This is a genomic window from Streptomyces sp. NPDC040718 (assembly GCF_055593565.1).
The window spans coordinates 142,560-168,349 of record NZ_JBVIXO010000014.1; the positions used below are offsets into that span (position 1 = coordinate 142,560).

General features: G+C 73.9%; 22 protein-coding genes. 9 read left to right on the forward strand and 13 right to left on the reverse strand.

Going from position 1 to position 25,790, the window contains the following annotated elements; all coding sequences use genetic code 11:
• Nucleotides 1-54: 54 nt before the first annotated feature.
• Together ACZ597_RS28770 and ACZ597_RS28775 are read right to left on the reverse strand one after the other, a co-directional pair.
• Nucleotides 55-2,223: a putative bifunctional diguanylate cyclase/phosphodiesterase gene (locus ACZ597_RS28770; protein WP_471336020.1), complete on the reverse strand. Its 2,169-nt coding sequence runs from the start codon at nucleotides 2,221-2,223 to the stop codon at nucleotides 55-57.
• 188 nt (nucleotides 2,224-2,411) lie between these two features.
• Entirely contained in the window at nucleotides 2,412-3,242 is an 831-nt protein-coding gene (locus tag ACZ597_RS28775) for an SAM-dependent methyltransferase (protein WP_471335922.1), read from the reverse strand.
• 873 nt (nucleotides 3,243-4,115) lie between these two features.
• On the opposite strand from ACZ597_RS28775, the gene ACZ597_RS28780 reads away from it, so the two are divergent.
• The 3 genes from ACZ597_RS28780 to ACZ597_RS28790 all read left to right on the forward strand — a co-directional run bounded on the left by ACZ597_RS28780 (nucleotide 4,116) and on the right by ACZ597_RS28790 (nucleotide 5,921).
• Nucleotides 4,116-4,241 (forward strand): hypothetical protein, encoded by a 126-nt coding sequence (locus tag ACZ597_RS28780; protein WP_471335925.1) that lies wholly within the window; start codon nucleotides 4,116-4,118, stop codon nucleotides 4,239-4,241.
• 33 nt (nucleotides 4,242-4,274) lie between these two features.
• Entirely contained in the window at nucleotides 4,275-5,045 is a 771-nt protein-coding gene (locus tag ACZ597_RS28785) for a bestrophin-like domain (RefSeq protein WP_471335927.1), read from the forward strand.
• Between the two features lie 189 nt (nucleotides 5,046-5,234).
• On the forward strand, nucleotides 5,235-5,921 hold the full coding sequence (locus ACZ597_RS28790; RefSeq protein WP_471335929.1) for a hypothetical protein: 687 nt from the start codon (nucleotides 5,235-5,237) through the stop codon (nucleotides 5,919-5,921).
• Between the two features lie 106 nt (nucleotides 5,922-6,027).
• Here the strand turns inward: ACZ597_RS28790 and ACZ597_RS28795 are convergent, their stop codons facing one another.
• On the reverse strand, nucleotides 6,028-6,528 hold the full coding sequence (locus ACZ597_RS28795) for a hypothetical protein (RefSeq protein ID WP_471335932.1): 501 nt from the start codon (nucleotides 6,526-6,528) through the stop codon (nucleotides 6,028-6,030).
• A 353-nt stretch (nucleotides 6,529-6,881) separates the two neighbouring features.
• Here ACZ597_RS28795 and ACZ597_RS28800 point away from each other — a divergent pair, with 353 nt between their 5' ends.
• Complete coding sequence (locus ACZ597_RS28800) at nucleotides 6,882-7,544, forward strand: class F sortase (RefSeq protein WP_471335935.1); 663 nt, start codon at nucleotides 6,882-6,884, stop codon at nucleotides 7,542-7,544.
• 96 nt (nucleotides 7,545-7,640) lie between these two features.
• On the opposite strand, the gene ACZ597_RS28805 is transcribed toward ACZ597_RS28800, so the two are convergent.
• Together ACZ597_RS28805 and lysX are read right to left on the reverse strand one after the other, a co-directional pair.
• Nucleotides 7,641-8,510, reverse strand: coding sequence for a polysaccharide deacetylase family protein (locus ACZ597_RS28805; RefSeq protein ID WP_471335938.1), 870 nt, complete (start codon nucleotides 8,508-8,510; stop codon nucleotides 7,641-7,643).
• Between the two features lie 91 nt (nucleotides 8,511-8,601).
• Entirely contained in the window at nucleotides 8,602-11,904 is a 3,303-nt protein-coding gene (gene lysX / locus ACZ597_RS28810; RefSeq protein ID WP_471335941.1) for a bifunctional lysylphosphatidylglycerol synthetase/lysine--tRNA ligase LysX, read from the reverse strand.
• Between the two features lie 60 nt (nucleotides 11,905-11,964).
• Between lysX and ACZ597_RS28815 the strand changes: the two genes are divergently transcribed.
• Nucleotides 11,965-12,426 (forward strand): universal stress protein, encoded by a 462-nt coding sequence (locus tag ACZ597_RS28815; protein ID WP_471335944.1) that lies wholly within the window; start codon nucleotides 11,965-11,967, stop codon nucleotides 12,424-12,426.
• 6 nt (nucleotides 12,427-12,432) lie between these two features.
• On the opposite strand, the gene ACZ597_RS28820 is transcribed toward ACZ597_RS28815, so the two are convergent.
• Nucleotides 12,433-13,635 carry a CapA family protein gene (locus ACZ597_RS28820; RefSeq protein WP_471335947.1) on the reverse strand — a complete coding sequence of 401 codons (1,203 nt, stop codon included), beginning with the start codon at nucleotides 13,633-13,635 and terminating at the stop codon, nucleotides 12,433-12,435.
• A 317-nt stretch (nucleotides 13,636-13,952) separates the two neighbouring features.
• Between ACZ597_RS28820 and ACZ597_RS28825 the strand changes: the two genes are divergently transcribed.
• Nucleotides 13,953-14,486 carry a sigma-70 family RNA polymerase sigma factor gene (locus ACZ597_RS28825; RefSeq protein ID WP_470961732.1) on the forward strand — a complete coding sequence of 178 codons (534 nt, stop codon included), beginning with the start codon at nucleotides 13,953-13,955 and terminating at the stop codon, nucleotides 14,484-14,486.
• Between the two features lie 212 nt (nucleotides 14,487-14,698).
• Nucleotides 14,699-15,199 carry a hypothetical protein gene (locus ACZ597_RS28830; RefSeq protein ID WP_471335951.1) on the forward strand — a complete coding sequence of 167 codons (501 nt, stop codon included), beginning with the start codon at nucleotides 14,699-14,701 and terminating at the stop codon, nucleotides 15,197-15,199.
• A gap of 32 nt (nucleotides 15,200-15,231) precedes the next feature.
• Here ACZ597_RS28830 and ACZ597_RS28835 read toward each other — a convergent pair whose 3' ends face one another.
• The 4 genes from ACZ597_RS28835 to ACZ597_RS28850 all read right to left on the reverse strand — a co-directional run bounded on the left by ACZ597_RS28835 (nucleotide 15,232) and on the right by ACZ597_RS28850 (nucleotide 20,341).
• On the reverse strand, nucleotides 15,232-15,615 hold the full coding sequence (locus tag ACZ597_RS28835) for a hypothetical protein (RefSeq protein ID WP_471335954.1): 384 nt from the start codon (nucleotides 15,613-15,615) through the stop codon (nucleotides 15,232-15,234).
• A gap of 63 nt (nucleotides 15,616-15,678) precedes the next feature.
• On the reverse strand, nucleotides 15,679-16,539 hold the full coding sequence (locus tag ACZ597_RS28840; protein WP_471335957.1) for an Fpg/Nei family DNA glycosylase: 861 nt from the start codon (nucleotides 16,537-16,539) through the stop codon (nucleotides 15,679-15,681).
• A gap of 138 nt (nucleotides 16,540-16,677) precedes the next feature.
• Complete coding sequence (locus ACZ597_RS28845; protein ID WP_471336023.1) at nucleotides 16,678-18,741, reverse strand: SpoIIE family protein phosphatase; 2,064 nt, start codon at nucleotides 18,739-18,741, stop codon at nucleotides 16,678-16,680.
• A 7-nt stretch (nucleotides 18,742-18,748) separates the two neighbouring features.
• A complete protein-coding gene (locus tag ACZ597_RS28850) occupies nucleotides 18,749-20,341 on the reverse strand; it encodes a DUF6777 domain-containing protein (protein ID WP_471335960.1) in 1,593 nt (530 codons plus the stop codon).
• 252 nt (nucleotides 20,342-20,593) lie between these two features.
• Here ACZ597_RS28850 and ACZ597_RS28855 point away from each other — a divergent pair, with 252 nt between their 5' ends.
• Nucleotides 20,594-22,033, forward strand: coding sequence for a lipase maturation factor family protein (locus ACZ597_RS28855; RefSeq protein WP_471335963.1), 1,440 nt, complete (start codon nucleotides 20,594-20,596; stop codon nucleotides 22,031-22,033).
• On the opposite strand, the gene ACZ597_RS28860 is transcribed toward ACZ597_RS28855, so the two are convergent.
• Together ACZ597_RS28860 and ACZ597_RS28865 are read right to left on the reverse strand one after the other, a co-directional pair.
• On the reverse strand, nucleotides 22,019-23,002 hold the full coding sequence (locus tag ACZ597_RS28860) for an NAD-dependent epimerase/dehydratase family protein (RefSeq protein ID WP_471335966.1): 984 nt from the start codon (nucleotides 23,000-23,002) through the stop codon (nucleotides 22,019-22,021). The two genes, ACZ597_RS28855 and ACZ597_RS28860, sit on opposite strands and share 15 nt — an antisense overlap.
• Before the next feature lie 183 nt (nucleotides 23,003-23,185).
• Nucleotides 23,186-23,356 carry a hypothetical protein gene (locus tag ACZ597_RS28865; protein ID WP_362465032.1) on the reverse strand — a complete coding sequence of 57 codons (171 nt, stop codon included), beginning with the start codon at nucleotides 23,354-23,356 and terminating at the stop codon, nucleotides 23,186-23,188.
• A 296-nt stretch (nucleotides 23,357-23,652) separates the two neighbouring features.
• Between ACZ597_RS28865 and ACZ597_RS28870 the strand changes: the two genes are divergently transcribed.
• On the forward strand, nucleotides 23,653-24,063 hold the full coding sequence (locus ACZ597_RS28870) for a hypothetical protein (RefSeq protein ID WP_471335969.1): 411 nt from the start codon (nucleotides 23,653-23,655) through the stop codon (nucleotides 24,061-24,063).
• A 46-nt stretch (nucleotides 24,064-24,109) separates the two neighbouring features.
• Here ACZ597_RS28870 and ACZ597_RS28875 read toward each other — a convergent pair whose 3' ends face one another.
• A complete protein-coding gene (locus tag ACZ597_RS28875; RefSeq protein ID WP_471335972.1) occupies nucleotides 24,110-25,585 on the reverse strand; it encodes an SDR family NAD(P)-dependent oxidoreductase in 1,476 nt (491 codons plus the stop codon).
• Nucleotides 25,586-25,790: the final 205 nt, after the last annotated feature.

Here is a 25,790-nt window from a genome sequence, read left to right on the forward strand (position 1 = left end):
GGACCCCGGCCTGCCCCCGCCCCGGACCGGACCGGGCCGGGGCCGGGGGCCGGCTCAGGGGGTGGGGACGGCGTCCGAGAGGGAGAGGGCGTGGATCCGGTCCGGGGCGCCGGGGCGGGCGTAGTACCAGCCCTGGGCGGTGTCACAGCCCAGGGCGCGGAGCTGGGCCGCCTGGGCGCCGGTCTCCACCCCCTCCACGGTCACCGCCAGTTCGAGGCTGTGGGCCAGGGCGACGATGCCCTCCACGATCTTGACGTCGACGGGATCGGCCGGCTGCTGCTGCATCCCCTGGGTGAAGGAGCGGTCCAGCTTCAGGACGCTGACCGGGAGGCGGCGCAGGTTGGCCAGGTTCGAGTAGCCGGTGCCGAAGTCGTCGAGGGCGATGTCCACGCCGAGCGCGGCGAGTCGGCGCAGCGGTTCGAGGAGTTCGTCGTCCGCCCCGATCAGCGCCGACTCGGTGACCTCCAGGCACAGTGCGCCCGGGGCCAGCCCGGAGGCCTCCAGCACCCGGACGGTGTCGGCGACCAGGCCGGGGTGGTGGAGCTGGGTCGGCGAAAGGTTGACGTTGACGCGCAGGGCGGCCCCGCCGTGCTGGCGCTGCCAGTTGCGGGCCTGGCGGACCGACTCCTCCAGCACCCAGCGCCCGAGCGGCACGATCAGTCCGGTCCGCTCGGCGAGCGGGATGAAGCGGTCCGGGCCGAGCACCCCGTACTGCGGGTGCGACCAGCGCACCAGCGCCTCCGCGCCGTGCACGCTGCCGTCGTGCATGTGCACCAGGGGCTGGTACTCGATGAAGAACTCGCCGCGCTCCAGGGCCGCCGGCAGGGCGTTGGTCAGGCCGTGCCGGGTGATGGCGCGGGCGTCGGCCTCCGCGTCGGCGAACTCGAAGCGGTTGCCGCCGGCCGCTTTGGCCCGGTACATGGTGATGTCGGCGCTGCGCAGCACCTCCGCCGGGGTGCGCTCCCCCGCGCGGCCCTCGACGATGCCGATGCTGCCGCGCACCGAAAGCTCCCGGCCCTCCAGCCGGATGGGGGTGGAGAGCGCGGACAGGATGCGCACCGCGAGGTCGGCCACCTTCTCGCCGGGGTCCTCGCCGGTGCCGGCGGCGGGCCCTGTGGCGAGGGCCACGAACTCGTCGCCGCCGAGACGGGCCACGACCTCGCCGGGTCCGGTGGCGCAGCTCTGGAGCCGGTCGGCGACCTCGACGAGGAGCCGGTCCCCCGCCGAGTGGCCGAGGCTGTCGTTGACCGTCTTGAAGCCGTCCAGGTCGAGGTAGCACAGGCCGAAGCGGCTGCCGGGGGCGCCGCCCAGGGCCTTCTCCAGCCGCTCGAAGAACAGCGTCCGGTTGGGCAGCCCGGTCAGCGCGTCGTGGGTGGCCTCGTAGCGCAGCCGGAGGTTCAGCAGCCGGCGTTCGGTGGTGTCCTCCATCAGGGCCAGCTGGTACTGGGGCACTCCGTCGGCGTCGCGCAGCAGGGAGACCGTCAGGTTGGTCCACAGCACGGTGCCGTCGTGCCGGTAGTAGGGCTTCTCGACGCGGTAGTGCTCGCGCTCCCCGCGCACGAGCTCTCCGTACATCCGCCAGACGTGCGGGGTGTCGTCGGGGTGGCCCCATTCGCTGACGTTGCGGCTGCGGACGTGGCCCTCCAGGCCGCCGAACATCTTCAGCAGGGTGTCGTTGACCTCGAGGACGTTGCCCTCCAGGTCGGCGATGCCGATGCCGACGGCCGCGCCCTCGAAGACCGCCCGGAAGCGCTCCTCGCTGGCGTGCAGGGCCTGCTGGGCGTCGGTGCGGGCGGTCAGCGCGGAGCGGGCGATGGCCTCCTGCTCCCGCAGGGTGCGCTCGCGCAGCGCGCGGGCGAAGCCGGCGGCTATGCCGTGCTGGAGCCGGGCGCAGCGGGAGCGGTACTCCTCCGTCCCCTCGGCTCCGGCGCCGTCGGGCCCGCAGTAGAGCACGAGGTAGGACTCGACCACTCCGAGGGTGCCGGCGAGCGCCTCGGGGTCGGTGCAGTGCACGGCCACGAGTTCCTCGCCGACGCGCTGGGCGACGCCCGCGTCGAAGGGGCGGGCGTGCAGGGCCTCGGTCAGGGTCCGGGTGAGGGGGAGGAGGTGCTGTTCGAACTCGGGCCGGGTCAGGGAGGTCGCCGTGACGGGGAAGATGGCCCGGCCCCAGATGGTGGCGAAGCGGGCGATGCGGTCCTCCAGCCCGCTGCGCAGTTCGCGCACGGGCGCCGGGCCCGGGTGCGGGCCGGGCGGCTGGGCGGGGTCCGCCGTGCCCTGCCGGGGTGCCTGCCGTGCGGCGGTGCCCGGCTCGGCGGTGCCGGAGCCCCCGCCGGGGACGACAGGGGCGGGGGTGACGGAGGCGGGGCCTGCCGGGCGCGGGCCGGCGGGCGGGGGCGTCGGAGCGGGGAGTCTCACGTCTTGAGTCCCACGCCGCCGTAGCCCGAGAAGGCGTACGGATCCTCGGGCTCCTCGCCGTCCGCGAGGGGCCCGGTGCTTTCGGGGCGCCAGTCGGGCATGGACACCAGGCCCGGCTCCACCAGCTCGAACCCGTCGAAGAAGCCGGTGATCTGCTCGTGGCTGCGCATGACGAGCGGGTTGCGGATGTCCCGGTAGACGCCGACTGCCCCGCCCGCGACCTCCTCGGTGAGCGGGATGCCCTCGTAGGAGGCGTGGGTGAGGACCAGCACGCTGCCCGGGGCCAGCGCCTCCCGCAGTTCGGCGACGGCCTCGTACGGCCGGTCGGTGTCCTCCAGGAAGTGCAGTACGGCGACGAGCAGCAGTGCGACGGGCCGTTCGAGGTCCAGCAGCCGGCCGACCTCGGCGGAGCCGAGGATGTCCTTCGGCTTGCGCAGGTCGGCCGGGACGACTCCGGTGCGGTCGTCCCCGGCCAGGACGGCGCGGCTGTGGGCGACGGCCACCGGGTCGTGGTCCACGTAGACGACGCGGGCCTCGGGGCTGGCGGCACGGGCGATCTCGTGGACGTTGCCGAAGGTCGGAATGCCGGAGCCGATGTCGAGGAACTGGGTGACGCCCTCGGCCACGGCATGGCGGACGGCGCGGCGCATGAACGCCCGGTTGGCCTGCATGATCTTCGGCAGGCCCGGCATGAACTCCATGGCACGGCGGGCGGCCTGGCGGTCGACCTCGAAATTGTGGGAGCCGCCCAGGTAGTAATCGTAGATGCGGGACACGCTGGGCACCGATATGTCGATGCCTGGCGGGGCCCAGGCGGGGCGTTCCATCGGGGTCTCCAAGCCTCGTCGTGCCGTGGTCGGGCGGGTTCCGTCCGGGGGTGGGACGGTGGTCGGACTACTGTCCGAGCCGAATGTACTGATCATTTCCCAACAGGGCGAGCAAAAGCGGAAATTGGCGGTCCGTTCTTGGTCACACACCAAAGGCGCCTGCGGACCCCGCCACCTGCGAAGAAGAAACCGACAAATACCATTTGAGATTTCGACCGCGAACGCTCAGAAGCGGTCCGGAACTGGCTCAAACATCTACGCTCCACACTCCACCCGTTCAGGGGAACCGACGCCGGGCCTCGCGTGCGCGGGCGCGCGCGGGCCCATGCTCCCCGGGTGAACAGAGCCTGTGCCAGACGCCTGCTGGCGGTCCCGGTCCTGCTGTGGGCATCGCTTTCCGCCACGCCGGCCGTGGCCGATAGCTGTGCCTACGCGACGATCGGCACCGCGGACGGCGGAGCCGCCGTCGAGCTGTACGCGTTCGCGGGCAGTGGTGGCAGCGGGGCCGGCCGGGGTGGCGGACATCACGGCGGCCACGGCCACGGACACGCCTGCGGCCACCGCGGAAAGGGCCACGCGCACGACTGCCCGCCGCCTCCCCCGCCGTGCCCGCCCAAGCCGACGCCGAAGCCGCCGCCCCCGCCCCCTCCGCCGCCGAAGCCGCCACCGCCGAAGCCCACCCCGCCGCCACCGCCGCCGCCCGCACCCGAGCCGCCCCGGCCGGCCCCGGCCCCGCCTCCACCGCCCGAACCAGCCCCCAAGCCACCGCCGCCGCCCCCGCCGCCCCGGGTGTACAAGGCACCCGCCCCGCCACCGCCCGCGCCCGAGCCGCCGCCCGCACCGGCGCCGGCCCCGGCTCCCAAGCCCAAGCCCGTGGCGCGTCCCAGCTACCACACCCCCACCCGCAAACCGGTGGAGCACCACATCTCACCGGTCACCTTCACCCTCATGACCGCCGCCCCGGCCGTGCTCGCGATCGTCGCGCTGCGCCCCCGCTAGGCCGCACCCACCGCTCATCGATTGGGAGTCATCTTGTCGGAATGGCTCGTCCTGTCCCTCGCGATGGCCGCGGCCTGTGCCGTGGTGCTGTCCATCGCCTTCTTCAACCACCGCAGGATCGGCGAGGACGACGATCCGAACGAGACCCCGGACGTCATCGAGTACATGACGATGATGATCGGGGTGATCTACGCGATCGTCCTGGGCCTGGCGATCGCGGGCGTCTGGGAGGGCCGCGGGGCCGCCCAGGAGTACGTGCGCCAGGAGGCGCAGGCCCTGCACGAGATCAGCGTCCGCTCCGAGGTGTACCCGGCCGGGGTGCGGAACAAGATCCGCTCCGACGTCGACGCGTACGTGACCCACGTGGTCGACACGGAGTGGCAGAGGATGGCCGACGGCGGCGACCTCACCGAACGCAGCGGGGAGCTGCTGGAGAAGATCCGCCGCGACGTCACCGACTACGAGCCGCAGACCGACCACGAGGGGCAGGCCTACCAGCCGCTGGTCGACCAGGTCGCGATCGTGGACGACGCCCGGAACTCGCGCGGCCAGAGCGCCGGGGCCACCATGCCCGGCGTGGTGTGGTTCGGGCTGATCGCCGGGGCCCTGGTCACGGTGGGCCTGATCTTCACCCTGCAGATCCGCCGCTCGTTCCGGGAAATGCTGCTGGCCGGCCTGTTCAGCGCGCTGATCGCCTTCCTGCTCTTCCTCATCTGGGACTTCGACTCGCCCTTCGGGCGCGGCATCTCCGCCACCGCGGAGCCCTTCCTCGCCCAGTTCCCGCACCTGGACCTGAAGAGCTGAACGCCCGCCCGCTCCCGGGAAACCGGGAGCGGGCCTCCCGTCGCCGGTTCGGCCTACGGCCGTGCCCCATTCGCCCGCTCCTGATCGCGGGTCACCGGACCGGCGCCTAGCGTGGCGGACAACGAGGTGCACGACCCCCACCTGCGCAAACGCTGCGCGACTGCTCCTCGGGGATCCGGAGGACCCACCATGGGTGCGATACGCGGCTCCGCCACCGCCCTGCTCAGCGCCGGCGCCTTCCTCGCGCTCGGCGCCTTCGGCGCGCCCTCCGCCACGGCGGCCGAGGCCGCGCCCGTCACCTCCTTCGGCTTCGCGGTCACCCCCTCCACGGTCGCCCCCGGCGGCCAGGTGGTGCTCTCCGTCACCGGCTGCGACGCGGCGTACGCCACAGCCTCCTCCGGGGTCTTCGACACCGTGAGCATCACGCGCGGGCAGACCGCCCGGGTCACGATCGACCGCGACGCCCGGCGCGGAGCCCTGTACTCCGTCACCTTCACCTGCAACGGGGAGAACGGCTCCGCCGACCTCACCATCGCCGGCGGTACGTCGACGCCCAGCACCAGCTCCACCACCGGCGTCCGCCGCACCCCCTCCGCGGAGACCACGGCCGGCGCCCGGCCGCGAGCCACCGCCCCGACCGCAGCCCCCACCGTCGTGCGCACCGCCCCGGCCGCCCGGATCACGCCCACCGCGCGCGGCTCGGCCACGGCCTCGCGCAGCCCCGCGGCCGCCCTCGGCGTGCGCGGCGGCCTCGGCGGCAGCGTGGCGGGGATGGACCCCGTGGAACTCGGGGTGGGCGCGGCGCTGTTCGTCACCGCCGCGGGCGGTACCGCGTACGCCCTGCGCCGGCGCCGCCGCCCGGTACGCGGCCACTGACCCCGCACCGCCGGCCCGCCCCTGCCCCGGATGCCGACGGCCTCCACCGGCCGGTCGCCCCGGGTCCAGGACCCGGGGCGGACCGTGGGCGCGGCTCGCGGGCGCGTCAGCCCCGGGAGCCGACCGGACGGCGGCGGCGGATCACGTGCGCGCCCGCGCCGAGCGCCGCGGCCCCGACGAGACCCGCGCCGATGGCCGTCTCGGCGGTGGACGGGCCGAAGGAGCCGCCGATGCCGCCCTGTGCCCCGTTGCCCGGCAGGATCGTGAACCGGTGCGTGGCGACGAGGCTGTTGTCGTGGCACTTGACGGACAGCGTGTGGTTGCCCGGTGAGGCGTGGTTGAAGATCCGGACGGTCGCGAAGCCGATGGAACCCGCCGACAGGTTGGTCTGCGGAAAGTTGCCGTTCGACCAGACCGTGCCGCCGTGGCCGCAGCCCGAGGCGCTGACCTGCATCGAGGCGCCCTGGTGCACGGAGTACGGGTTGACGGTGACGTTGCTGGGCCCGTTGCCGCCGCCCTGCGGCGAGTTCGCGGCGGCGAACGAGGCACTGAGACCGATCGCGGCGCAGGCGGCCGCGGTCACGGTGAGAGCGCGCAGAACACGCATGGTGGAACCTCCAGCGGGAAGCGCCCCGGAGCGGTGGCCCGGGCAGATCGACGAGAACGCCTCCCATCACGAACCCTCGGGGCGCCGCGCAACCAGCGCATTTCCGCCTTTGGGCCGCCCGGTTGAGCGACACGCCGAAGCGCGCACTGATCATCTGACGGATCCGCAGGTCATGAGCCGTCAGGCATTTATGTGACGAATACCTGGATGGGCGCACCCCAACCGGACGCGACCACCCGTTCGCCCTTCCCCGATCGCCGTCCCGAGCGTGCACCCTTAGCGTGCGTGAAGAAGGGCGTACCGGGGAGGGACTGGAACGCGGGTCGGGACCCCCGCGTCGGGAAGGGAGAGCCATGACCGAGGACGAGTGCGAGCAGCGGCCGAGGAGACGCTCCCCCTGGGGAGTGCTCGCTCTGGTCATGCTCAGCGGCCTCGCCATGATGAGGAACGGGGCGAACGCCGAGGAAGGGCCGCCGCAGCCCACCGCCGCGGCGGCGGTCGCGCGCGCGGAACACCTGCCGGCCCAGGCGCCCAGGCCGCCGGCGGACCTGGAGGTGCTGGAGCACTCGTCGGTGCAGCGCATCCGGATTCCGACGATCAACGTGGACGCGCCGGTGATGACGGTCGGGCTGGACGCTCAGGGCTGGATCGACGCCCCGCCGCCGCAGGACCGCAACCTCGCGGGCTGGTACCTCAACGGCATCTCGCCGGGCCAGCAGGGCTCCGCGGTGATCGTGGGCCACGTGGACAACGCGCAGGGCCCTGCGGTCTTCTACGGCCTCGGCTCGCTCAAGCCGGGGAGCCGCATCGAGGTGGAGCGCTACGACGGGCGGACGGCGGTGTTCGAGGTGTACGGCGTGGAGGTGTTCTCGAAGGAGGCCTTCCCGGGCTCACGGGTGTACGGGGACACGGGCCACGCGGAGCTGCGCGTGATCACCTGCGGCGGCAGCTACTCCAAGGCCAAGGGCTACGACGGGAACGTGGTCGTCTTCGCCCGGATGGTGTCGGCCCGCTGACGGAACGTTTCACCTCATCGGCCGCGGGCCCGCCCGCCCCCGTGACCCCCGGGCTCTCCGGGGGCTGCGGGAGCCACGGGGGCTGCGGGGCCGGCCTCAGCGGGTCGGCAGCGCCATCCGGTAGCCGCGCCCGAGCAGCTGCGGCAGGTACGCCTCCAGCGCCTGGACGGTCTGCGAACGGTTGCCGCCCGCGTCGTGGTTCAGCACGACCACGCCGGGCCCGGCGCCCGCCAGCACCCGGGAGATGATCGTGGCGCTCCCGGGCTCCTTCCAGTCGAGGGTGTCCACGGTCCAGGCGAAGGGCTCCATGCCGAGGTCGGCGCCGATCTCGAAGGCGGCCCGGTTCCACGCCCCGTAGGGCGCCCGGAACCACAGCGGGGCCTGCCCGACCGCCTGGTGGACGACCTCGCTGGTGCGCCCGATCTCGGACTCCAGGGCGGACCGGGAGAGGGTGGGGATGAGCGGGTGCGTCCAGGTGTGGTTGCCGATGACGTGGCCCTCGGCGGTCATCCGGCGCAGCAGGTCCCGGTTCTCGGTGGCCATCTCCCCGCAGACGAAGAACATCGCCCGGACCCCGTACCGGGCGAGGGTGTCGAGGATTGCGGGGGTGTAGCGGGGGTCGGGGCCGTCGTCGAAGGTGAGCACCATGGCGTTGGCGGTGTCCGGCCCGGCGGGCAGTTCCAGGATGGGCCGGGTGCGGACGGCGGGCTTGGCGGCGGGCGGACGGGCGGGGGCCTCGGCCGTCATGGGCCGCAGCCGGTAGGACTTGTCCGGGGGCCCTTCGGGGCGCAGTCCGGGCGCTCCGGGGGCGGGAGCGGGGGTGCCGGGCGCGGGGGCGTCGGCCGTCGTCCCGCCCCGGGGGCCGCCCTCGCCGGCGCTGAGGAGTCCGGAGGCGGCGGCGATTCCGAGGAAGACGGCGGTACGCAGGAGCACGCGTCGTCCCACTGTCGGCTCGTCATTTTTCATTATTACTACGTATCAACGACATCGCCGGAGATGTCGAGAGGCGCGGACGCGCCCCGGCCCCGTCACCCCCTCGGACCAGCCACCCCGTTGATCAGCCCTGTCGCACCAGCGGGAACGGCAGCGTCTCGCGGATCGTCAGGCCCGTGAGGAACATGACCAGCCGGTCGACCCCGATGCCGAGTCCGCCGGTGGGCGGCATCGCGTACTCCAGGGCGTCGAGGAAGTCGTTGTCGAGCTCCATCGCCTCGGCGTCGCCGCCCGCCGCCAGCAGCGACTGGGCGGTCAGCCGGCGGCGCTGCTCGACGGGGTCGGTCAGCTCGGAGTAGGCGGTGCCCAGTTCGGTGCCGAAGGCCACCAGGTCCCAGCGTTCGGCCAGCCGGGGGTCCTTTCGGTGCTGCCGGGTGAGCGGGGAGACGTCGGTCGGGAAGTCCTTGTAGAAGGTGGGGAGCTTCGTCCGCTCCTCCACGAGCCGTTCGTACATCTCCAGCACCACGTCCCCGCGGGTGTCGTCGGGGCCGTGCGGGACGCCCGCCCGGTCGCACAGCACGCGCAGCACGTGCTCGTCGGTGTCGGCGTCGACCTCCTCGCCGAGGGCCTCGCCGATGGCCCCGTACATCGTCTTGACCGGCCAGGGCCCGGAGATGTCGTGGACGACGAGCTTGCCGTCGGCTCCCGCCTTGTGCGCGACCGGCGAGCCGAAGGCGGCCGTGGCGGCGCCCTGGATCAGCTCCCGGGTGAGGTCGAGCATCACGTCGTAGTCGGCGAAGGCCTGGTAGGCCTCCAGCATCGTGAACTCGGGGTTGTGCTTGTAGGAGACGCCCTCGTTGCGGAAGGTGCGGCCCATCTCGAAGACCTTCTCCATGCCGCCGACGCACAGCCGCTTGAGGTAGAGCTCGGGGGCGATGCGCAGGTACAGGTCGAGGTCGTAGGCGTTGATGTGGGTGCGGAAGGGCCGGGCGTTGGCCCCGCCGTGGATCTGCTGGAGCATCGGGGTCTCGACCTCCAGGTAGCCGCGGTCCAGCAGCCCCTGGCGCAGTGCCTGCACCGCGCTGGAGCGGGCGCGTACGACGTCCCGCGCGTCGGGGCTGGCCACGAGGTCGAGGTAGCGGCGCCGGACCCGGGCCTCGGGGTCGGCCAGGCCCTTGCGCTTGTCGGGGAGGGGGCGCAGGCACTTGCCGGTGAGCTGCCAGGAGGAGACCACGACGGACGGCTCCCCGCTGCGGCTGGCGCCGGCCTCGCCGGTGGCCACGACGTGGTCGCCGAAGTCGACCTGGGAGGTGAAGGCGTCCAGCACGTCGGGGCCGGACTCGTCGCGGGTGAACATCAGCTGGGCGTCGCCGGTCCAGTCGCGCAGGACGGCGAAGACCACGCCCCCGAGGTCCCGTACGACCATGACCCGCCCGGCGAGCGTGACCTGCTCGCCGGTGCGGGCGCCGGGGGTCCGGCCGGGGTGGGCGGCCCGGAGGGCTGCGACGGTGTGGGTGCGCTGGGGGATCCCGACCGGGTAGGGGTCCGTCCCCGCGGCCCGGATCCGTTCCAGCTTGGCGTGGCGCACCCGGACCTGTTCGGGCAGCCGCTCGGCCTGGGCGCGCTCGCCGTCCTCCCCGACGAGGTCCAGGCCCAGGGAGTCGATGGAGGGGAGCCCGGCGGTGTTGGCGGGGGCGGTGAGGCCCTTGGCGTGGCCGTTGCCCCAGAGCTTGCGCATGCTGGGTACGGAGACGAAGCCCTCGGCGATGCCGGAGGCGAGGCTGACCCGGGCGAGCGAGCCGGCGTCCTGGTAGCAGAGGAAGCGCGGGTACCACTCGGGGCCGTACTTGACGTTGGAGCGGTACAGGGCCTCCAGCTGCCACCAGCGGGAGAAGAACAGCAGCAGCCGGCGCCACAGCTTGAGCACCGGGCCCGCGCCGATCCGGCCGCCCTCCTCGAAGGCCGAGCGGAACACGGCGAAGTTCAGGGAGATCCGGCGCACGCCGAGGCCGGGGGCGGCCGCGCACAGCTGGGCCACCATGAACTCCATGACCCCGTTGGGGGCGCCGCGGTCGCGGCGCATCAGGTCGAGGGAGATGCCGTCCCTGCCCCAGGGGACGAAGGACAGCAGGGCGATCAGCCCGCCGTCCGCGTCGAAGGCCTCGACCAGCAGGCAGTCCCCGTCCGAGGGGTCGCCGAGCCGGTCCAGGGCCATGGAGAAGCCGCGTTCGGTCTCGGTGTCGCGCCAGTGGTCGGCCCGGTCGACGATGGTCCGCATCTCCTCCTCGGTGAGGGCCGAGTGGCGGCGGATCACGGTGGTGGCGCCGGTCCTCCTGACCCGGTTGACGGCCTGCCGGGTGACCCTCATGTCGCGGCCGTCGAGGTCGAAGTGGGCGACGTGCAGGATGGCCTCGTCGCCGAGCTGGAGGGCGCTGAGGCCCGAGCGGGCGTACGCGGTCGCCCCGTCCTCGGAGGCGCCCATCACGGCCGGCTGCCAGCCGTGGCGGCGGGCGACGGCGAGCCAGGCGTCGATGGCGGGGGTCCAGGCACCGGGGTCGCCCACCGGGTCGCCGCTGGCCAGGCAGACCCCGGCCTCGACGCGGTAGGTGACGGCGGCCTTGCCGTTCGGGGCGAAGACGACGGCCTTGTCGCGGCGGGTGGCGAAGTAGCCGAGGGAGTCGGCCCGCCCGTAGGCGCCCAGCAGCGCCCGGATCCGGGGTTCCTCGTCGCCGTGCAGGGCGGCGGTCAGCCGCTGCGAGCGGAACAGGGTGGCGGCCGCGTTCAGCAGGGCGAGGGCGCCGAACAGGCCGAGCAGGAAGTACAGCGGGCGGGGCGGGCGGCCGTCGAACTGGCGGGCGGAGAAGAGCCCGCCGAAGACCTGCTTGGCGGCCCAGTCCAGCCACTGCCCCTTGGGCAGGGTCCCGGGGAAGAGCGCGACGAGCGCCCAGCCGAGGAACACCGCGCCGAGCAGCCCGAGGCCGAGCACGAGCATGGCCCGCCAGACGGCGCCCGGGCGGGAGGCCGCGTAGAACTCCTTGCGGGCGGCGACCAGGACGCCGAGGGCGGCCACCGCGAGGACCATCGAGGGGCCCCCGACCCAGAAGTCCCCGTCGGCGATGATCAGCAGGTCGACCAGGATCAGCAGGGCCAGATAGGTGACGACGATCCACCAGGCGATCTTCTTGCGGGTGCCGAGGGCGGCCGCGAGGAGGAAGAGGAAGACGGCGTACGCGAGGTTCTCGCTGACCGGCACCACGAAGTCGTCCAGGAAGCGCACCACGGGCCGTAGGAGCCTGCGCAGCGTCGGGGAGAGCGCCAGCAGCGCGCACACCAGGCCCAGGGTCCCGAAGAACGCCCCGAAGGCGTCCGGGACCCGGTGCAGGAAGCGGTTGCGGGTCCCCCGGGTCTCCTCCAGCGTGGCGCTCATGCTTGGCACTGTAGGGAGGGCCGCGTCGGTCCGCGCGCCGAACGGGATAGCCTCGGGAGGGTGACGGAGCACGTGGACACGGGATTCGAGCGCGGCACCGACGGGCCGAAGGTGATCCTCGCCGGGGTTGACGGCTCGGAGTCCTCGCTCCGGGCGGCGGCCTACGCGGCGGGGCTGGCCCGGCGGCAGAACGCGCTGCTGGCCCTGGTGTACGTCCAGCCGGTGCTGGCCGCCGGGGCCTCCCTGGGCGCGCCGGCGGCGGACACGACCGGGGAGATCGCCGAGGGGCTGGTGGCCGAGATCCGCGCCTCGGCGGAGCGGCTGAAGGGCGTCTTCGACGTGCGCTGGCAGTTCCACACCTTCCGCGGTGACCCTTATGCGGGGCTGGTGAGCGCGGCGGAGGAGCTGCGGGCGGACGCGGTGGTGGTCGGCGCCTCCGAGCAGGCCGGGCACCGGATCGTGGGCTCGGTCGCGGTCCGCCTGGTCAAGGCGGGCCGCTGGCCGGTGACGGTCGTCCCGTAGCCGGGGTCACCGGGCGCGTTTGAGGCCGTCCTTGGCGGCGCCGCGGCTGAGGACGGCCTCGGTGACGGCCTCGTCGGCGCTCTCGTACGCCTCGTCGCCGGGGTCCTCGGCGAGGGCGGCGGGCAGGTTGACGACCCGGCCGGCGGACAGGTCCATCATCTGCGGGACGAACTCGGCCCCGGTCACCTGCCAGCGCTGCCCGGGGGCGGCGGGCGGGGCGAAGGTGAAGCGGGCGATGGAGCCGTAGTTGCCGCGCATGTCGCGGGCGCCGGAGTGGTTGAACATCTCCCCCGCGACCTGGTCGCCCATCCCGTAGACGATCCAGGTCCCGTTGACCTTCTCGTAGGCCTGCGGGATGTGGGCGTGGGTTCCGAGGATCAGGTCGACGTCGGGGCGTCCGCCGGTCTGCGAGGCGGTGAGCGCCTTCCCCAGCGAGAGCTGGGTCTCGTCCGGTTCGGTCTGCCACTCCGTGCCCCAGTGGAGGCTGACCAGCACCACGTCCGCCCCGGCCTTCCGGGCCGCGCGGGCGTCCGCGAGGATCTTGTCCTGGCGCATCAGGTTGACCGCCCAGGGCTGTCCGTCGGGCATGGGGTAACCGTTGGTGTCGTAGGTGTACGCGAGGTGCGCGACCTTGGCGGAGCCCGCCGTGTAGAGGGTGGTCCTCGCCGCCTCGGCGGCGGTGCGCGCGGAGCCCGCGTGGCCGAGGCCGACCTTGTCGAAGCGGTCGAGGGTGCGCTTCAGCCCCTCGGCCCCGTCGTCCAGGGTGTGGTTGGAGGCGGTGGAGCAGCCGTCGTACCCGGTGTCCTTGAGGGCGTCGGCGACGGTGGGCGGGGAGACGAAGGCGGGGTAGCCGCTGAAGGGGCCGTCGTCCTCGCCGTAGATGGTCTCCATGTGGCAGAGGGCGAGGTCGGCGGCCGAGACCACCGGTTCGACTCCGGAGAACATCGGCCGGAAGTCGTACCCGTCGCCGCCCGCGTCGGCCGCCGCCCGCCTGATGACCGAGGTGTGCGGGAGTACGTCCCCGCTCGCGACCAGGGTGAATCCCCGGGCGGCGGGCGGGCTGGCGGGGGCCGTGCCGGCCGGGGCCCCGGCGGCGCTGGAGCCGAGGCGGGCCGGGGCCCGGTCACCGGCGGTGGAGCAGCCGGCGGCGGCCGCCGGGAGCAGCAGGGCGGTGAGCAGGGCGAGGGCCCTCCGGGTGCGCTTGGTCATCTGTCCCAGCTCCCGTTCATAGGACTGTCAGATCAACCGAAATCCATAGGAGAAGGGCTTCCAAGTCAAGGAGCGGCGCCGTCCTCCGGCCAGGTCCCACCCCTGCGGCCCATGGCCGTTCGCCGCGCCGTTCGACCGTTCGTCGCCCGGCGCGGCCGCCCACCGGACGACCCGGGGCCTTGGGCGCAACGCCCCCGCCGGGCGGTTCCCGGGCGGCTCCGCGCAGGTGAGGGTGAGTGGGACGCCCACAGCCCGGCCGACGGCCCGGCACGCGGCCCGGCTGCCCAGCGGACCCCCGGACCCGGAAGGAGCCACTCGTGTCGCCCTCCCCCACCCTCCAGCGCACGGAACCCGAGGCGCTCGCCGAACTCCAGCGCGACCACGGGCGGGCCCTGTTCGGATTCCTGCTCGGCCTCACCGCCGGGGACGCCCAGCGGGCCGAGGACCTCGTCCAGGAGACCCTCGTACGCGTCTGGCAGCACCCGGAGGTGCTGGCGACCGGACACGAGTCCATGCGGCCGTGGCTGTTCACGGTGGCGCGGCGGCTCGCGATCGACGCCCGCCGGGCGCGGCTGTCGCGGCCGCAGGAGGTCGACCCCGACGGGCTGGAGCAGGCGCCCGCCCCCGAGGACGCGGTGGCGGGCTCGGTCACCGCGATCGACGTCAGGCGGGCGGTGGGGAGCCTGGGGCCGGAGCACCGGGCCGTGCTGATGCAGGTCTACTTCCAGGACCGCTCGGTGGCCGAGGCGGCGGCGGAGCTCGGCATACCCGCCGGAACGGTCAAGTCCCGGACGTACTACGCCCTGCGCGCCCTGCGGAAGGGGCTCCAGGGGTACGGGCTCGGCGCCTGAACGGCGCCCTCGCCGCACCCCGGGCCCGGTGGAGAAGCACTCAAGGAACGCCCTCGATGCGCACGATCCGGACACGGAGTGCACCGATATCGGCACCAGTCCGTGCAAGTTGAGTAAACATCCCCCGTTCCGCGAGCCGTGAGGTGAAGGCTCGGGGATGACGGCGGCAGGCTCGACACGCGGGAGAGGGTGGCACGGTGCAGCCCGAGGGTATGAACGGCACCAGTGACGGCGGACTGGCGGTTCCGATGGCGTGGCTCTACGCGGAGTACATCGCCGACGAACTGCTGCGCACGGGCCGGCTGATCCCGGTGAGCACGCTGGAGTTCCGTGCCGGGCGCGACACGCTCGCGCTGACGATCTACCTCTCGGACGCGGCCGGCGAACTGTCCGGGATCCGGGTGGTCTCGCAGCTCGACGAGTGGCTCTCCCTGACGGCGTACGGGCACCCCTGGCGGGACTGGGTCCACACCCGGTTCCTCGCGCTGGGCGAGGAAGCCCGCGAGCACGGCCGCGGCGAGGACCCGGACCTCGAACTGGCCCGGGCGGCGTGGCGCTGGCTGGACCGCACGGAGCTCTTCGCCACCAACCTCGACCCGGGCCGGCACGGCCAGGGCGAGAACCCGCCGGCCCTGGACGAGAACGCCCGCGTCTGGACCCCGGCCTGGCAGCTCGGCCTGCCGCTGGGACACCTGGCGATGCACCTGTTCTAGGCCGTTCTGGAGGGCCCGCCGCCGGACCGGGCCTACCCCGACTCGGCCGGGTCCGTCACCAGGCCCGTGAAGTCGGCCTCGTTCCGCTCGGCCCGGCCCACGTACCAGCGGGCGATCAGCCACATCACCGGGTACGCCACCAGCCCGAGGGCGACCCACACCAGCGGGACCGCGGCCGCCCGGGGCAGCAGGAAGCCCAGCGGCAGCAGCCCGAGCAGGAGGGCCAGCACGGCCAGCGCACCCAGCCCGGCGCGCAGCTGGCTGCGCATCAGGGCCCGTACGTAGGTGGCGCCGAGGCTGGTCTGCTCGGAGATCTCCGAGCGCGCGGGGGTGTGCGCGGGCGCACGGCGGCGGACGCCGCGCGGGACGCCGGTGACGATCTCCCGCCGGGGCGGCTGCTGCTGCTGCTCGGCCATGGTGCCGGAGTCTAGGGGGTGCCGGGCGGACCACCCGGGCCCGACCCCCTGCGCGGGCCCCGGCTACTTGAGGAGGCGGGAGAGCCTGCGGTCCGCGAGCGGCTTGCCCCCGGTCTGGCAGGTGGGGCAGTACTGGAGCGAGGAGTCCGCGAAGGACACCGAGCGGACGGTGTCCCCGCACACCGGGCACGGCTCGCCGTCCCGGCCGTGGACCCGCAGCCCGCTCTTCTTCTCGGCCTTCAGGTCCTGGGCCGCCAGCCCGTGCGCCCGCTCGACGGCGGCCCGCAGGGTGTCCCGCACGGCCCCGTACAGATGGGTGACCTGCTCCTCGTCGAAGGAGGCGGCCAGTTTGAAGGGCGAGACCTTCGCGGCGTGCAGGATCTCGTCGCTGTACGCGTTCCCGATCCCGGCGATCACGCCCTGGTCGCGCAGCACCCCCTTGATCTGGCGCCGCTCCCCGGCCAGCAGCGCGGCGAATGCGTCCCGGTCGAAGCCGTCGGCGAGGGGGTCGGGGCCGAGGCGGGCGATGCCCGGAACCTCCTGGGGGTCGCGCACCACGTACACGGCGAGGCGTTTCTGCGTGCCCGCCTCGGTGAGGTCGAAGCCCCCGCCGCCCTCCAGTACGAGGCGCAGCGCGAGCGGGCCCTTGCCGGGACGGGGCGGGTGCGCGGGGAAGTCCTCGCGCCAGCGGAGCCAGCCGGCCCGGGCCAGGTGGGTGACGAGGTGGAGCCCGCCGACGCGCAGGGCGAGGAACTTGCCGTACCGGGCCACGGGTCCGGCGGGCTGCCCTTCGAGGGCGGTGGGGGGCGGGTCGTAGGTCTTGAGCACGCTGACCGCGAGCGGGAGGACGCGTTCGACCACCCGCCCGGCGAGGTGCTCGTCGAGGAACTCCCTCAGGGCCTCGACCTCCGGCAGCTCGGGCACCCTCCCAGCCTGGCGCCCCGGCCCCCGGCCCGCGACCGCAAGGGCAGCCCCGGACGGCCCCGGACGGCCCCGGACGGCCCGGCCCGGGGGCACAGCCGGGGACGGCTCGACGCGGGGCGGCCTGGAGGGGCGGGGGGCTCAGCCCATCACGAACTCGCACCACACGCACTTGCCGCTGCCCCGGGACTCCACGCCCCAGACGTCCGCCAGCCGGTCCACCAGCATCAGGCCCCGCCCCGACACCCCCGCCTCCCCCGCCTCGCGGCGGCGCGGGAGGGCGCTGGAGCGGTCCTCCACCTCCACCCGTAGGCGCCGCTCCGGGCCGGCCAGGACGCGCAGGGTCACGATCGCGGGGCCGTCGGTGTGCATCAGGGCGTTCACGATCAGCTCGTCCGCGACCAGTTCGATCTCGTCGGCCCGCTCCCGCGCGCCCCACGACCGGACCGCCGCGCCGATCATGTGCCGGGCGGCGACGAGCGCCTCGGGGTCCCCGGGGGCCACGTGCTGCTGGAGCCGGCCGCCGCCGGGCCGCGTGTCCTCGCCCTGGCGGCGCAGCAGGAGCAGGGCCATGTCGTCGTCGCCGCCCCGGTCGTCGACGACCTCGCACAGCCGGTCGGCGAGCCGCTGGAGGTCGGCGGGGCCGCCGCCGACCAGGGAGGTCAGCAGGCTGACGCCGTCGTCGAGGTCGGCGCCGGGCTGTTCCACCAGCCCGTCGGTACACAGCAGGAGCGTTTCGCCCGGGTTCAGTTCCACGGTGGTCACCGGATACTCCAGGCGTCCGAACTCCGCCGACAGGCCGAGCGGCATCCCTCCCTCCACCGGCAGCCTGCGGCACTCCCCGTCGGTGGTGCGCAGCAGTGGGTCGATGTGGCCGGCGCGCACCAGCTGGAGCACCCCGGTGGAGAGGTCGGCCTCCACGTAGGTGCAGGTCGCGAAGCGGTCGGTGTCCAGTTCGTACAGGAACACCGAGGCCCGGGCCATCACCGTGCCCGGGGAGTGCCCTTCGGCGGCGTACGCGCGCAGGACGATGCGCAGCTGGCCCATCACGGCCGCGGCGTGGGTGTCGTGGCCCTGGACGTCGCCGATGACCGCGCCGACCCGGCCGCCGGGCAGCGGGATGACGTCGTACCAGTCCCCGCCGATGTCCTGGCCCATCCGGGCCGACCGGTAGCGCACGGCGATCTGGGCGCCGGGGACGGCGGGGATCCGGCGGGGCAGCATGGCCTGCTGGAGGCCTTCGGCGAGGTCGTGCTCCTGTTCCAGGAGCATGGCGCGCTGGAGGCTCTGGGCGATGCTGCTGCCCAGGGCGACGAGCAGGTTCCGCTCGTCCTGGGTGAAGCCGTCCTTGTCCTGGTAGAGCAGTCCGATCGCGCCGATCGGCCGGGCCTGGGCGATCAGCGGCAGGTACGCGGCCGCCGATATCCTCATGTCCGAGATCTTCGACCAGAGGTCCGGGTAGCCCTCGGCGAACTCCTCGGCGGAGTCGAGGAAGCGGGGCTGGAGCGAGCGGACGACCTCGCTCATCGGGTACTGCTCGTCGATGCGGGTGTAGCGGGTGCCGGGGACGAAGCTGTCGGCGGGGCCTTCGGCCACCAGGTGGATCCGGCCGGCCTCGACGAGGCCCATCACCATGCCCATGGAGCCGAGCCGCTCCAGGCCGTGGGCGTCGCCGATGACGTCGATGACGTCGCGTACGGTCCGGGCGTGCGCGAGGGCGGCGGTGGTGCTCTCGACCACGGACGTCTGGCGGCGGCGCTCCTCGTCGAGGCCGAGGCGTTCGGCGGAGTGGCTCAGCTCCTCGGTCGCGTCGCGGACGATGCCGATGATCCGGTACGGGCGCCCGTCCGCGCCGCGCATGACGCGGCCCTGGGTGTGGGTCCAGCGCAGGCTGCCGTCGCGGCAGCAGATGCGGAAGTAGGCGCCGTAGGTGTCGACGCCGCTCTTGAGGGCGCTGGAGACGAGGGCGTCCAGCCGGGTGGACTCGGCGGGCGGGACGCGCGGGGAGAGCGATCCCGGACGTCCGTCGTACTCGTCCGGGGTCGTGTCGAAGACCTCGAGGGCCGCCGCGTCCATGTGCATGAGCCCGGTGACCAGGTCCCAGTCGAAACTGCCCATCCGGTTCAGTGACAGGGAACGGTCCGCGTGTGCGGGCCAGTCCTCCGGCAGCGATACGGTGCTCGGCACCGGTCCACCATGACACAGCGCCGCGTCAGGCGCTCTCCAGGTACGGGGGCTCGCCGGTGTCCTGCTGCCCGTCGGGGAAGCCCTCCGGGGCGGCGGGATCGACGGCGTCCGGGGGCAGGGCGGGGTCGCCGCCGGTGCCGGGGCCGTCGTCCGGGGTGTGGGTCAGGCCCTGGTCGGGCGGGACGGCGCCGGGCAGGTCGCGCGGGAGGTCCCCGTTGGCGTCGGGCGGGGTGGAGGCGGGGCCGTCGGACGGGGGCAGGCCGCCGCCGGGGACGTCCCGCGGGGAGGCGGGCGCGCGCGGCACGGTGCCGGCGTCGGCGCCGGCGCCGGACGGGCAGGGGCTGGGCGAGGGGGTGACGGCGGCGCCCGGACCGGCGGGGTCCGCGGCCGGCGGGCCGGGGGCGGCGGGGCTGGAGGGGGCGGCGGGGGGCGCCTCCGCGTCCAGGCCGGGCGGCGGGATCAGGTCCGAGGCGGGGGGCTCTCCCGCCTCCGGGGCGTCGGGCACGAAGGCGTCGGGGCCGGGGAGCGGCAGGGCGTCCGGGGCGGTGAGCTCCGGGGAGCCGGGGAGCGCGGTCTCGGCGGGGTTCTGGGCGGGGTTCTGGGCGGGCGGCCCGTCCGGGCCCGCCGCCGGGGGTCCGGCCGGGGGGGTCGGGGGGCCGGCGGGCGGGGTCGGGGGGCCGGCGGGTGGCGGGGAGGAGGGCGGGGTGGTCCGGGCCCGGCCGTCCGCTTCCGTGCCGGCGCAGGGGTCGTCGGTCGGGGTCGCGGGGGCGTTCGGGATGCCGTCGGCCGGGTCGTAGGGGGGAACGCTCCTGGGGGGTTTGTCCTGGGCGCCGTCGTCGCCCGCCTTGCGCTCGATCCAGGTGTTGTCGGCGACGTTGACGATGACCAGCCTCTTGATGACCTGCACGGTCGGCTCGATCACGATGACCTGATTGGGCTGGTAGCCGTTCCACTGGTCGCCCTTGAGCACCGGGTTCCCCTTGGCGGAGCGCGGCGCGGCGAGGGGGTTGCCGCAGCCGCAGCGCACCCGGGGCATGCCGTGGTCGTCGACGAGTACGGCCGTCCCCGCCTGGAGCACCGACTGGTAGCCGTCGGCCCGGCCGTCCCGGAACCCGTGGTTGGTGACCCGGGTGTCGGCCCGCAGCACCACGGGCGTGAGGGCGCGCAGGAAGTCGGGGATCTTCTCCTGTTCGATCCCGGTGGCCTGGGCGAAGGAGCGGGCCTTGGCCGCGTCGGAGGTGAGCAAGGCGACCTGGCGTTCCACGTCGCAGCTGCCGAGCCGGCTGGTACCGCCGTACAGGCCGGGGGTGGCGGCGCCGACCGTACGGATGCCGCGGCCGCTCGCGTTGGGCAGCGGGGGCTGGAGGGGGGCCGACTCGGCGGTGGCGGAGGAGGGGGTGAACGGGTCCGGTCCGGCCGCTCCGACGGGCTGGAGGGTGAGCTCCAGGTTCTCGGGGACCGGGCCCTTGGTCTGTTCGGGGCCGGCCCCGGCGCAGCCGGCGGCGATCAGGGAGAGGAGCGCCAAGAGGGCCGTGCGGACGGGTACGTGACGGCGTGGTGTCTGACGGGGCGGCGCCTGACGGGATGTCGGTGCGGGCACGTCGTTCAGGTCGTTCACGCTGCTCTCCCTTTTCGCCCCGGTTGCTCCCTCTTGTCTGCCGCATCTCCCGGGGTGCCGCAACCGGAGCGCCGGACCGGATCTCCTTGAACGGGTTCAAGGAGATCCGCCGGGCCGCCCCCGCCCCTGAACGCGTTCGAGGGCCCGCTTCCCCGTCCGGGCCGCACCCTCCGGACCGGGCCGCTGCCCACCGGGCACCGCCGGGCACCTCCACCTGCGCGCGCCGGCCGGCTCCGGCCGATACTGGAGGGGATGGACTGGTTCACCGCGCCCGGCTACTGGCTGGGCCGGCTGGTCTTCCAGCGGGCCCTGGCCGGTGTCTACGTCTTCGCCTTCGTCGGGGCCGCCCTGCAGTTCCGGGCACTGATCGGGGCGCACGGCATGCTGCCCGTCCCGCGCTACGTGCGGTACGTGCCCTTCCGGCACGCCCCGAGCCTGTTCCAACTGCGCTACTCCGACCGTCTCTTCGCCTGCTGCGCCTGGACCGGGGCGGCGGTGGCCGCGGCGCTGGCCGCCGGGGTCGGGGACCTGGTGCCGCTGGGCGCCGCCATGGGGATGTGGGCGGTGCTCTGGCTGCTGTACCTCTCCATCGTCAACGTGGGCCAGACCTGGTACTCCTTCGGCTGGGAGTCCCTGCTGCTGGAGGTCGGCTTCCTCGCCGTCTTCCTCGGCAACGCCCGGGCCGGGCCGCCCGTGCTGGTGCTGTGGCTGCTGCGATGGGTGCTGTTCCGGGTGGAGTTCGGCGCCGGGCTGATCAAGATGCGGGGCGACGCCTGCTGGCGCCGCCTGACCTGCCTCTACTACCACCACGAGACGCAGCCGATGCCGAACCCGCTGAGCTGGTTCTTCCACCACCTGCCGAAGCCGGTGCACCGGGTGGAGTGCGCGGCGAACCACGTCACCCAACTGGTGCTTCCGGTGCTCCTGTTCACCCCGCAGCCGGTGGCCTCGTACGCGGCCGGGATCATCGTGGCCACCCAGCTCTGGCTGGTGCTGTCCGGGAACTTCGCCTGGCTCAACTGGCTGACGATCACGCTCGCCCTCTCGGCGGTGGACTTCACGGGGATCGCCGGACCGCCGCCCGCCGCCGCCTCGCGCGGGGCACCCGTCTGGTACGCGGTCCTGGTGTGCGCGGTGACCGTGCTGGTGCTGGCGTTGAGCCGGCACCCGGTGGCCAACCTGGTCTCGCGCCGCCAGGTGATGAACCGCTCCTTCGACTCCCTGCACCTGGTCAACACCTACGGGGCCTTCGGCACCGTCGGCCGGATCCGCGACGAGGTGGTGGTCGAGGGCACCTGCGACCTCGTCCCCCGCGAGGACGGGGACTGGCGCGAGTACGGCTTCAAGGGCAAGCCGACCGAACTGCGGCGGATCCCGCGCCAGTTCGCCCCCTACCATCTGCGGCTCGACTGGCTGATGTGGTTCGCGGCCCTCTCCCCCGGCTACGCGCGCGACTGGTTCGGCCCGTTCGTGGAGCGGCTGCTGGCGGGCGACCGGGACACGCTGCGGCTGGTCCGCCACAACCCGTTCCCGGACGCCCCGCCGCGTTTCGTGCGGGCCAGGCTGTACCGCTACCGGTTCACCACCTGGCGGGAGCTGCGCGAGACGGGCGCCTGGTGGCACCGCCGGCTGCTGCGCGAGTACCTGCCGCCGACCCGCCTCGCGGAGGCCGCCTTGTCAGAGCCCGAGTAGGGCGGCTTCCCGTTCCGCGGAGATCCCCTTGGCCGAACGGTCGGGGCGCAGGGGCGCCACCCCGCCGATCGACCGGAGCCAGGCCCAGCTGTCGGCGACGGTCTCCTCCACCGGCCGGCAGGTGAGGCCGGTCTCCAGGGCCTTGGTGACGTCCGCGCCGAACATGTGGTCGTGCAGATCGCCCTCCGTGAGCCAGAAGGGCAGTTCGGTCCAGGGCTCGATCCCGGCCTCCAGGATCACGGCCGGGGCGGTCCAGCGCAGCTCGGCGGCGTCACCGGTGACGGCGGCGCAGGCCTCCAGGAGGCTGCCCATGGTGGCATGGCCGGTCGGGGAGATCAGGTTGTAGGCCCCTCCGAGCCCTGCTTCGGCGGCGTCCAGGGTCCAGTGCGCGAGGTCGCGTACGTCGATGTACTGGAGCGGCAGGTCGCGAGGACCGGGGGCGAGCACCGGGCCGCCCCGGGCGGTGCGCTCCAGCCACCAGGGGAGCCGGCCGACGTTCTCGTACGGGCCGGTGATCAGCCCGGCGCGCACCAGCAGGGCGCGGTCGCCGAAGGCGTCGACGGCGGCGAGCTCACCGCCCCGCTTGTCCTCGGCGTAGGCGGTCCGACCGGCGTCGGGCGACCCCTCGACCACCGGGCCGTCCTCGGCGTGGCCGGCGGGCGCGGGGTAGGTGTACACCGAGCAGCTGGAGATGTACGTGTAGTGCCGGGCCCGGCCCGCCAGCAGGCGGGCGCTGTCGCGGACGGCCGTGGGGGCTCCGCTCCAGGTGTCGACGACCAGGTCCCACTCCCCCTCGGCGAGTGCGGCCAGTCCGCCGGCGGCGTTGCGGTCGCCGTGCAGTGCCGTGGTTCCGGGCGGGGGCGCGTGGTGCCCCCGGTGGAAGACGGTCACCTCCCAGCCACGGTCCAGGGCGTCTTCCGTAATCGTGCGCCCGACGAATTCGGTCCCACCCAGCATCAGGAGTCTCATGTGCCCGACCCTGCCGGGCGCGGCCGGGCAGCGGAAGGCTTGATCGCCCACGGCGATGACGCTGAGGGCGTAGGGCCCGCGGGAACCGGCGACGGCGGGGTGCGCACGTGCCGCGCCCCCGTCGCCGTGGGGCGCGGGGGCGCGTATCCGCTCTGCGGGGCGGCGGCCCGGGGGCCGGTGCCGTCAGTCGATGCCGGGCAGGATGTGCGGCTCCGCCAGGTCGTCCTCGTAGCCGGCCAGCCGGATGGGTGCGGAGCGGGCCCAGACCTCAAGGCTGCCGAGTTCGTCGGACCGCGTGCTCGCCCCCCGTCCCGGGAGCTCCAGAGTCGGGTCGGTCTTCTTGGTCTCAGTCACCGCGCACTCCCTTGTGTCGCGTAACCCGGCGGGCGGGACCGCGCGCCGGATAGGGGGATTCAGAGGTTCGTCCGGACGCGGTGGCGCCTTGGTGGAGCGGGTGCCCGGGTGGGGGCTCCTTGCGCCTTAGGGTACACATATGAGCGGGGGTCCGCTCGATGGAACGGTAAAATCCGCGCTGGACCGCTTGTTTTCGCCCCGAGTTCAGGAAGTCGTACGTCGGCGCGTCCGCCGGGGCTGATCTGCTCGTCGGCGGTGGCGCGTGCGCGCGGACGACGGAGGGAGCCGTTGTGGCTATGTCGGGGTTGCCCACGATCGACAGTGTCGACGAGCTGATGGAACTCCTGCACGCGCACCAGGGCGGCCGGGGGCTCCAGACGGCGGCCCTGCTCCGCCGCTCGCACCCCTTCGACAAGGAGCTCCAAGTGGCCGGGCTGGTCCACTTCCTGGGCCCGCTGCTGTCCGCCCAGGGGGGCGACGCGGCCGAGGCGGTCCGCCCCCTGCTGGGCGACCGGGTGGCCCGTCTGACGAGGCCTGACGCCCCGGACGCGGCCGGGGACGCGGCGGCCGAGGCGCTGCGCCAGGCGGTGCGGTCGGGCGGCACCTCGGGGCTGGACGCCGGGGTCGTGGAGGACTGGCGTCCGCTGCTGGAACTGGTCGCGGCCGGGGCCTACGGAATCCACGGCACGGTTCGCCCGTACGAGTGAGGGGCCGGCCGTCCCGGCGGGGACGGCCGGCCCCTCGTGGGGCGCTCTACCAGTTGGCGGGGGCGTAGTCCTTCAGGAAGACCCCGTAGAGGTCCTCGCCCGCCTCGCCCCGGACGACCGGGTCGTAGACGCGGGCGGCGCCGTCGACCAGGTCGAGGGGCGCGTGGAAGCCCTCCTCGGCCAGGCGCAGCTTGTCGAAGTGCGGCCGCTCGTCGGTGATCCAGCCGGTGTCGACCGAGGTCATCAGGATGCGGTCGGTCTGGAACATCTCCTGGCCGCTGGTCCGCGTCACCATGTTCATCGCGGCCTTGGCGGCGTTGGTGTTCGGGTGCCCGGCGCCCTTGTAGCCGCGGCTGAAGACGCCTTCCATCGCCGAGACGTTGACGACGTACGCGCGCCCGCTGGACGCCTTCCGGGCGGCCTCGGCCATGGCCGGCCGGAGCGCGCTGATCAGGATGAACGGCGACGTGTAGTTGCACAGCTGGGTTTCCAGCAGCTCGACCGGGGAGATCTGGTCGATGGTCTGCACCCAGGTGTTGCTGTCGACGACGTCGGGCAGCAGGCCGCCCGCGTCGATGGCGGTGCCGGCGAGGTGCCGCTCCAGGCTGGCGTTGCCCGCGACCAGGGCGAGGTCGGCGACCTTCTGGGCCTCCAGCCCGCTGACGCCGACGGGCAGCGCCGCGAGACCGTCGACCGCACCCGAGTTGAAGGCGCCGATGACGTGGTGGGCGGGGAGCTCGCCGGCCGGCAGCGGGGCGCTCTCGCCCTCGACCAGCGCGGCGTACGCGGTGGGCAGGCGGCGCACGGTCTGCGTCGCGTTGTTGATCAGGATGTCGAGCGGGCCCGCCGCGGCCACCTGGTCGGCGAGCGCCACGGACTGGGCCGGGTCGCGCAGGTCGATGCCGACGACCTCCAGGCGGTGCATCCAGTCCGCCGAGTCCTCCATCGCCTTGAAGCGGCGGATGGCGTCCTTGGGGAAGCGGGTGGTGATCGTGGTGTGCGCGCCGTCGCGCAGCAGGCGCAGCGCGATGTACATGCCGATCTTGGCCCGGCCGCCGGTGAGCAGCGCGCGCTTGCCGGCGAGGTCCGCGCGGGCCTCCCGCTTGGTGCGGTTCTCTATGGCGCAGTCCGGGCAGAGCTGGTGGTAGAAGTAGTCGACCTCGACGTACCGCGTCTTGCAGACGTAGCAGGAGCGCGGGCGCTGGAGTATCCCGGCGATCCGGCCGGCCTCGGTGACGGAGGAGGGCAGGATGCCCTCGGTCTCGTCGTCGATGCGCTCGGCGGAGCCGGTCGCGGTCGCCTCGGTGACGGCCTTGTCGTTGGCGGTCTTGGCGGCGCGGCGCTCCTGGCGGCGGCGCTGCTTCACCGTGCGGTAGATGCCGGCGGTGGCGCGGCGTACGGTGATGGCGTCGGGGTGGTCGACGTCGATCTTGTCGAGCTCGTCGAGCACGCTGAGGCAGACGGCGAGGCGCTCGGGGTCGATGCCCGGCCCGTATGCGTGGTTGTCTTCGGTCACCGTCATGGCCGCTGCCGTTCCTTGCTCGCTCGTCCGCGTCCGCCTGCTGCGGAAGTCCCCAAAACGGAAACTGTACGGATCCGACACGCCCGGGTCCAAACCCGTTCCCGTCCGCCTCACGGACGGCGAGGGGCCTGTCACGGTATGGAGGGGATCAAGGCCCTTCGTCCCCCTCGGGCGGCTTGCGCGTACTCCCCCTGGTGTATGCCAG

Bases quoted from the DNA above. Each gene is read 5' to 3' on its own strand.
- ACZ597_RS28790 (WP_471335929.1), top strand. From the start codon at position 5,235: ATGGGTGCGATACGCGGCTCCGCCACCGCCCTGCTCAGCGCCGGCGCC.
- ACZ597_RS28805 (WP_471335938.1), bottom strand. From the start codon at position 8,510: ATGAAAAATGACGAGCCGACAGTGGGACGACGCGTGCTCCTGCGTACC.
- ACZ597_RS28830 (WP_471335951.1), top strand. From the start codon at position 14,699: ATGAACGGCACCAGTGACGGCGGACTGGCGGTTCCGATGGCGTGGCTC.
- ACZ597_RS28875 (WP_471335972.1), bottom strand. From the start codon at position 25,585: ATGACGGTGACCGAAGACAACCACGCATACGGGCCGGGCATCGACCCC.
- ACZ597_RS28860 (WP_471335966.1), bottom strand. From the start codon at position 23,002: ATGAGACTCCTGATGCTGGGTGGGACCGAATTCGTCGGGCGCACGATT.
- ACZ597_RS28795 (WP_471335932.1), bottom strand. From the start codon at position 6,528: ATGCGTGTTCTGCGCGCTCTCACCGTGACCGCGGCCGCCTGCGCCGCG.
- ACZ597_RS28820 (WP_471335947.1), bottom strand. From the start codon at position 13,635: ATGACCAAGCGCACCCGGAGGGCCCTCGCCCTGCTCACCGCCCTGCTG.
- lysX (WP_471335941.1), bottom strand. From the start codon at position 11,904: ATGAGCGCCACGCTGGAGGAGACCCGGGGGACCCGCAACCGCTTCCTG.
- ACZ597_RS28775 (WP_471335922.1), bottom strand. From the start codon at position 3,242: ATGGAACGCCCCGCCTGGGCCCCGCCAGGCATCGACATATCGGTGCCC.
- ACZ597_RS28800 (WP_471335935.1), top strand. From the start codon at position 6,882: ATGACCGAGGACGAGTGCGAGCAGCGGCCGAGGAGACGCTCCCCCTGG.
- ACZ597_RS28835 (WP_471335954.1), bottom strand. From the start codon at position 15,615: ATGGCCGAGCAGCAGCAGCAGCCGCCCCGGCGGGAGATCGTCACCGGC.
- ACZ597_RS28870 (WP_471335969.1), top strand. From the start codon at position 23,653: ATGTCGGGGTTGCCCACGATCGACAGTGTCGACGAGCTGATGGAACTC.
- ACZ597_RS28855 (WP_471335963.1), top strand. From the start codon at position 20,594: ATGGACTGGTTCACCGCGCCCGGCTACTGGCTGGGCCGGCTGGTCTTC.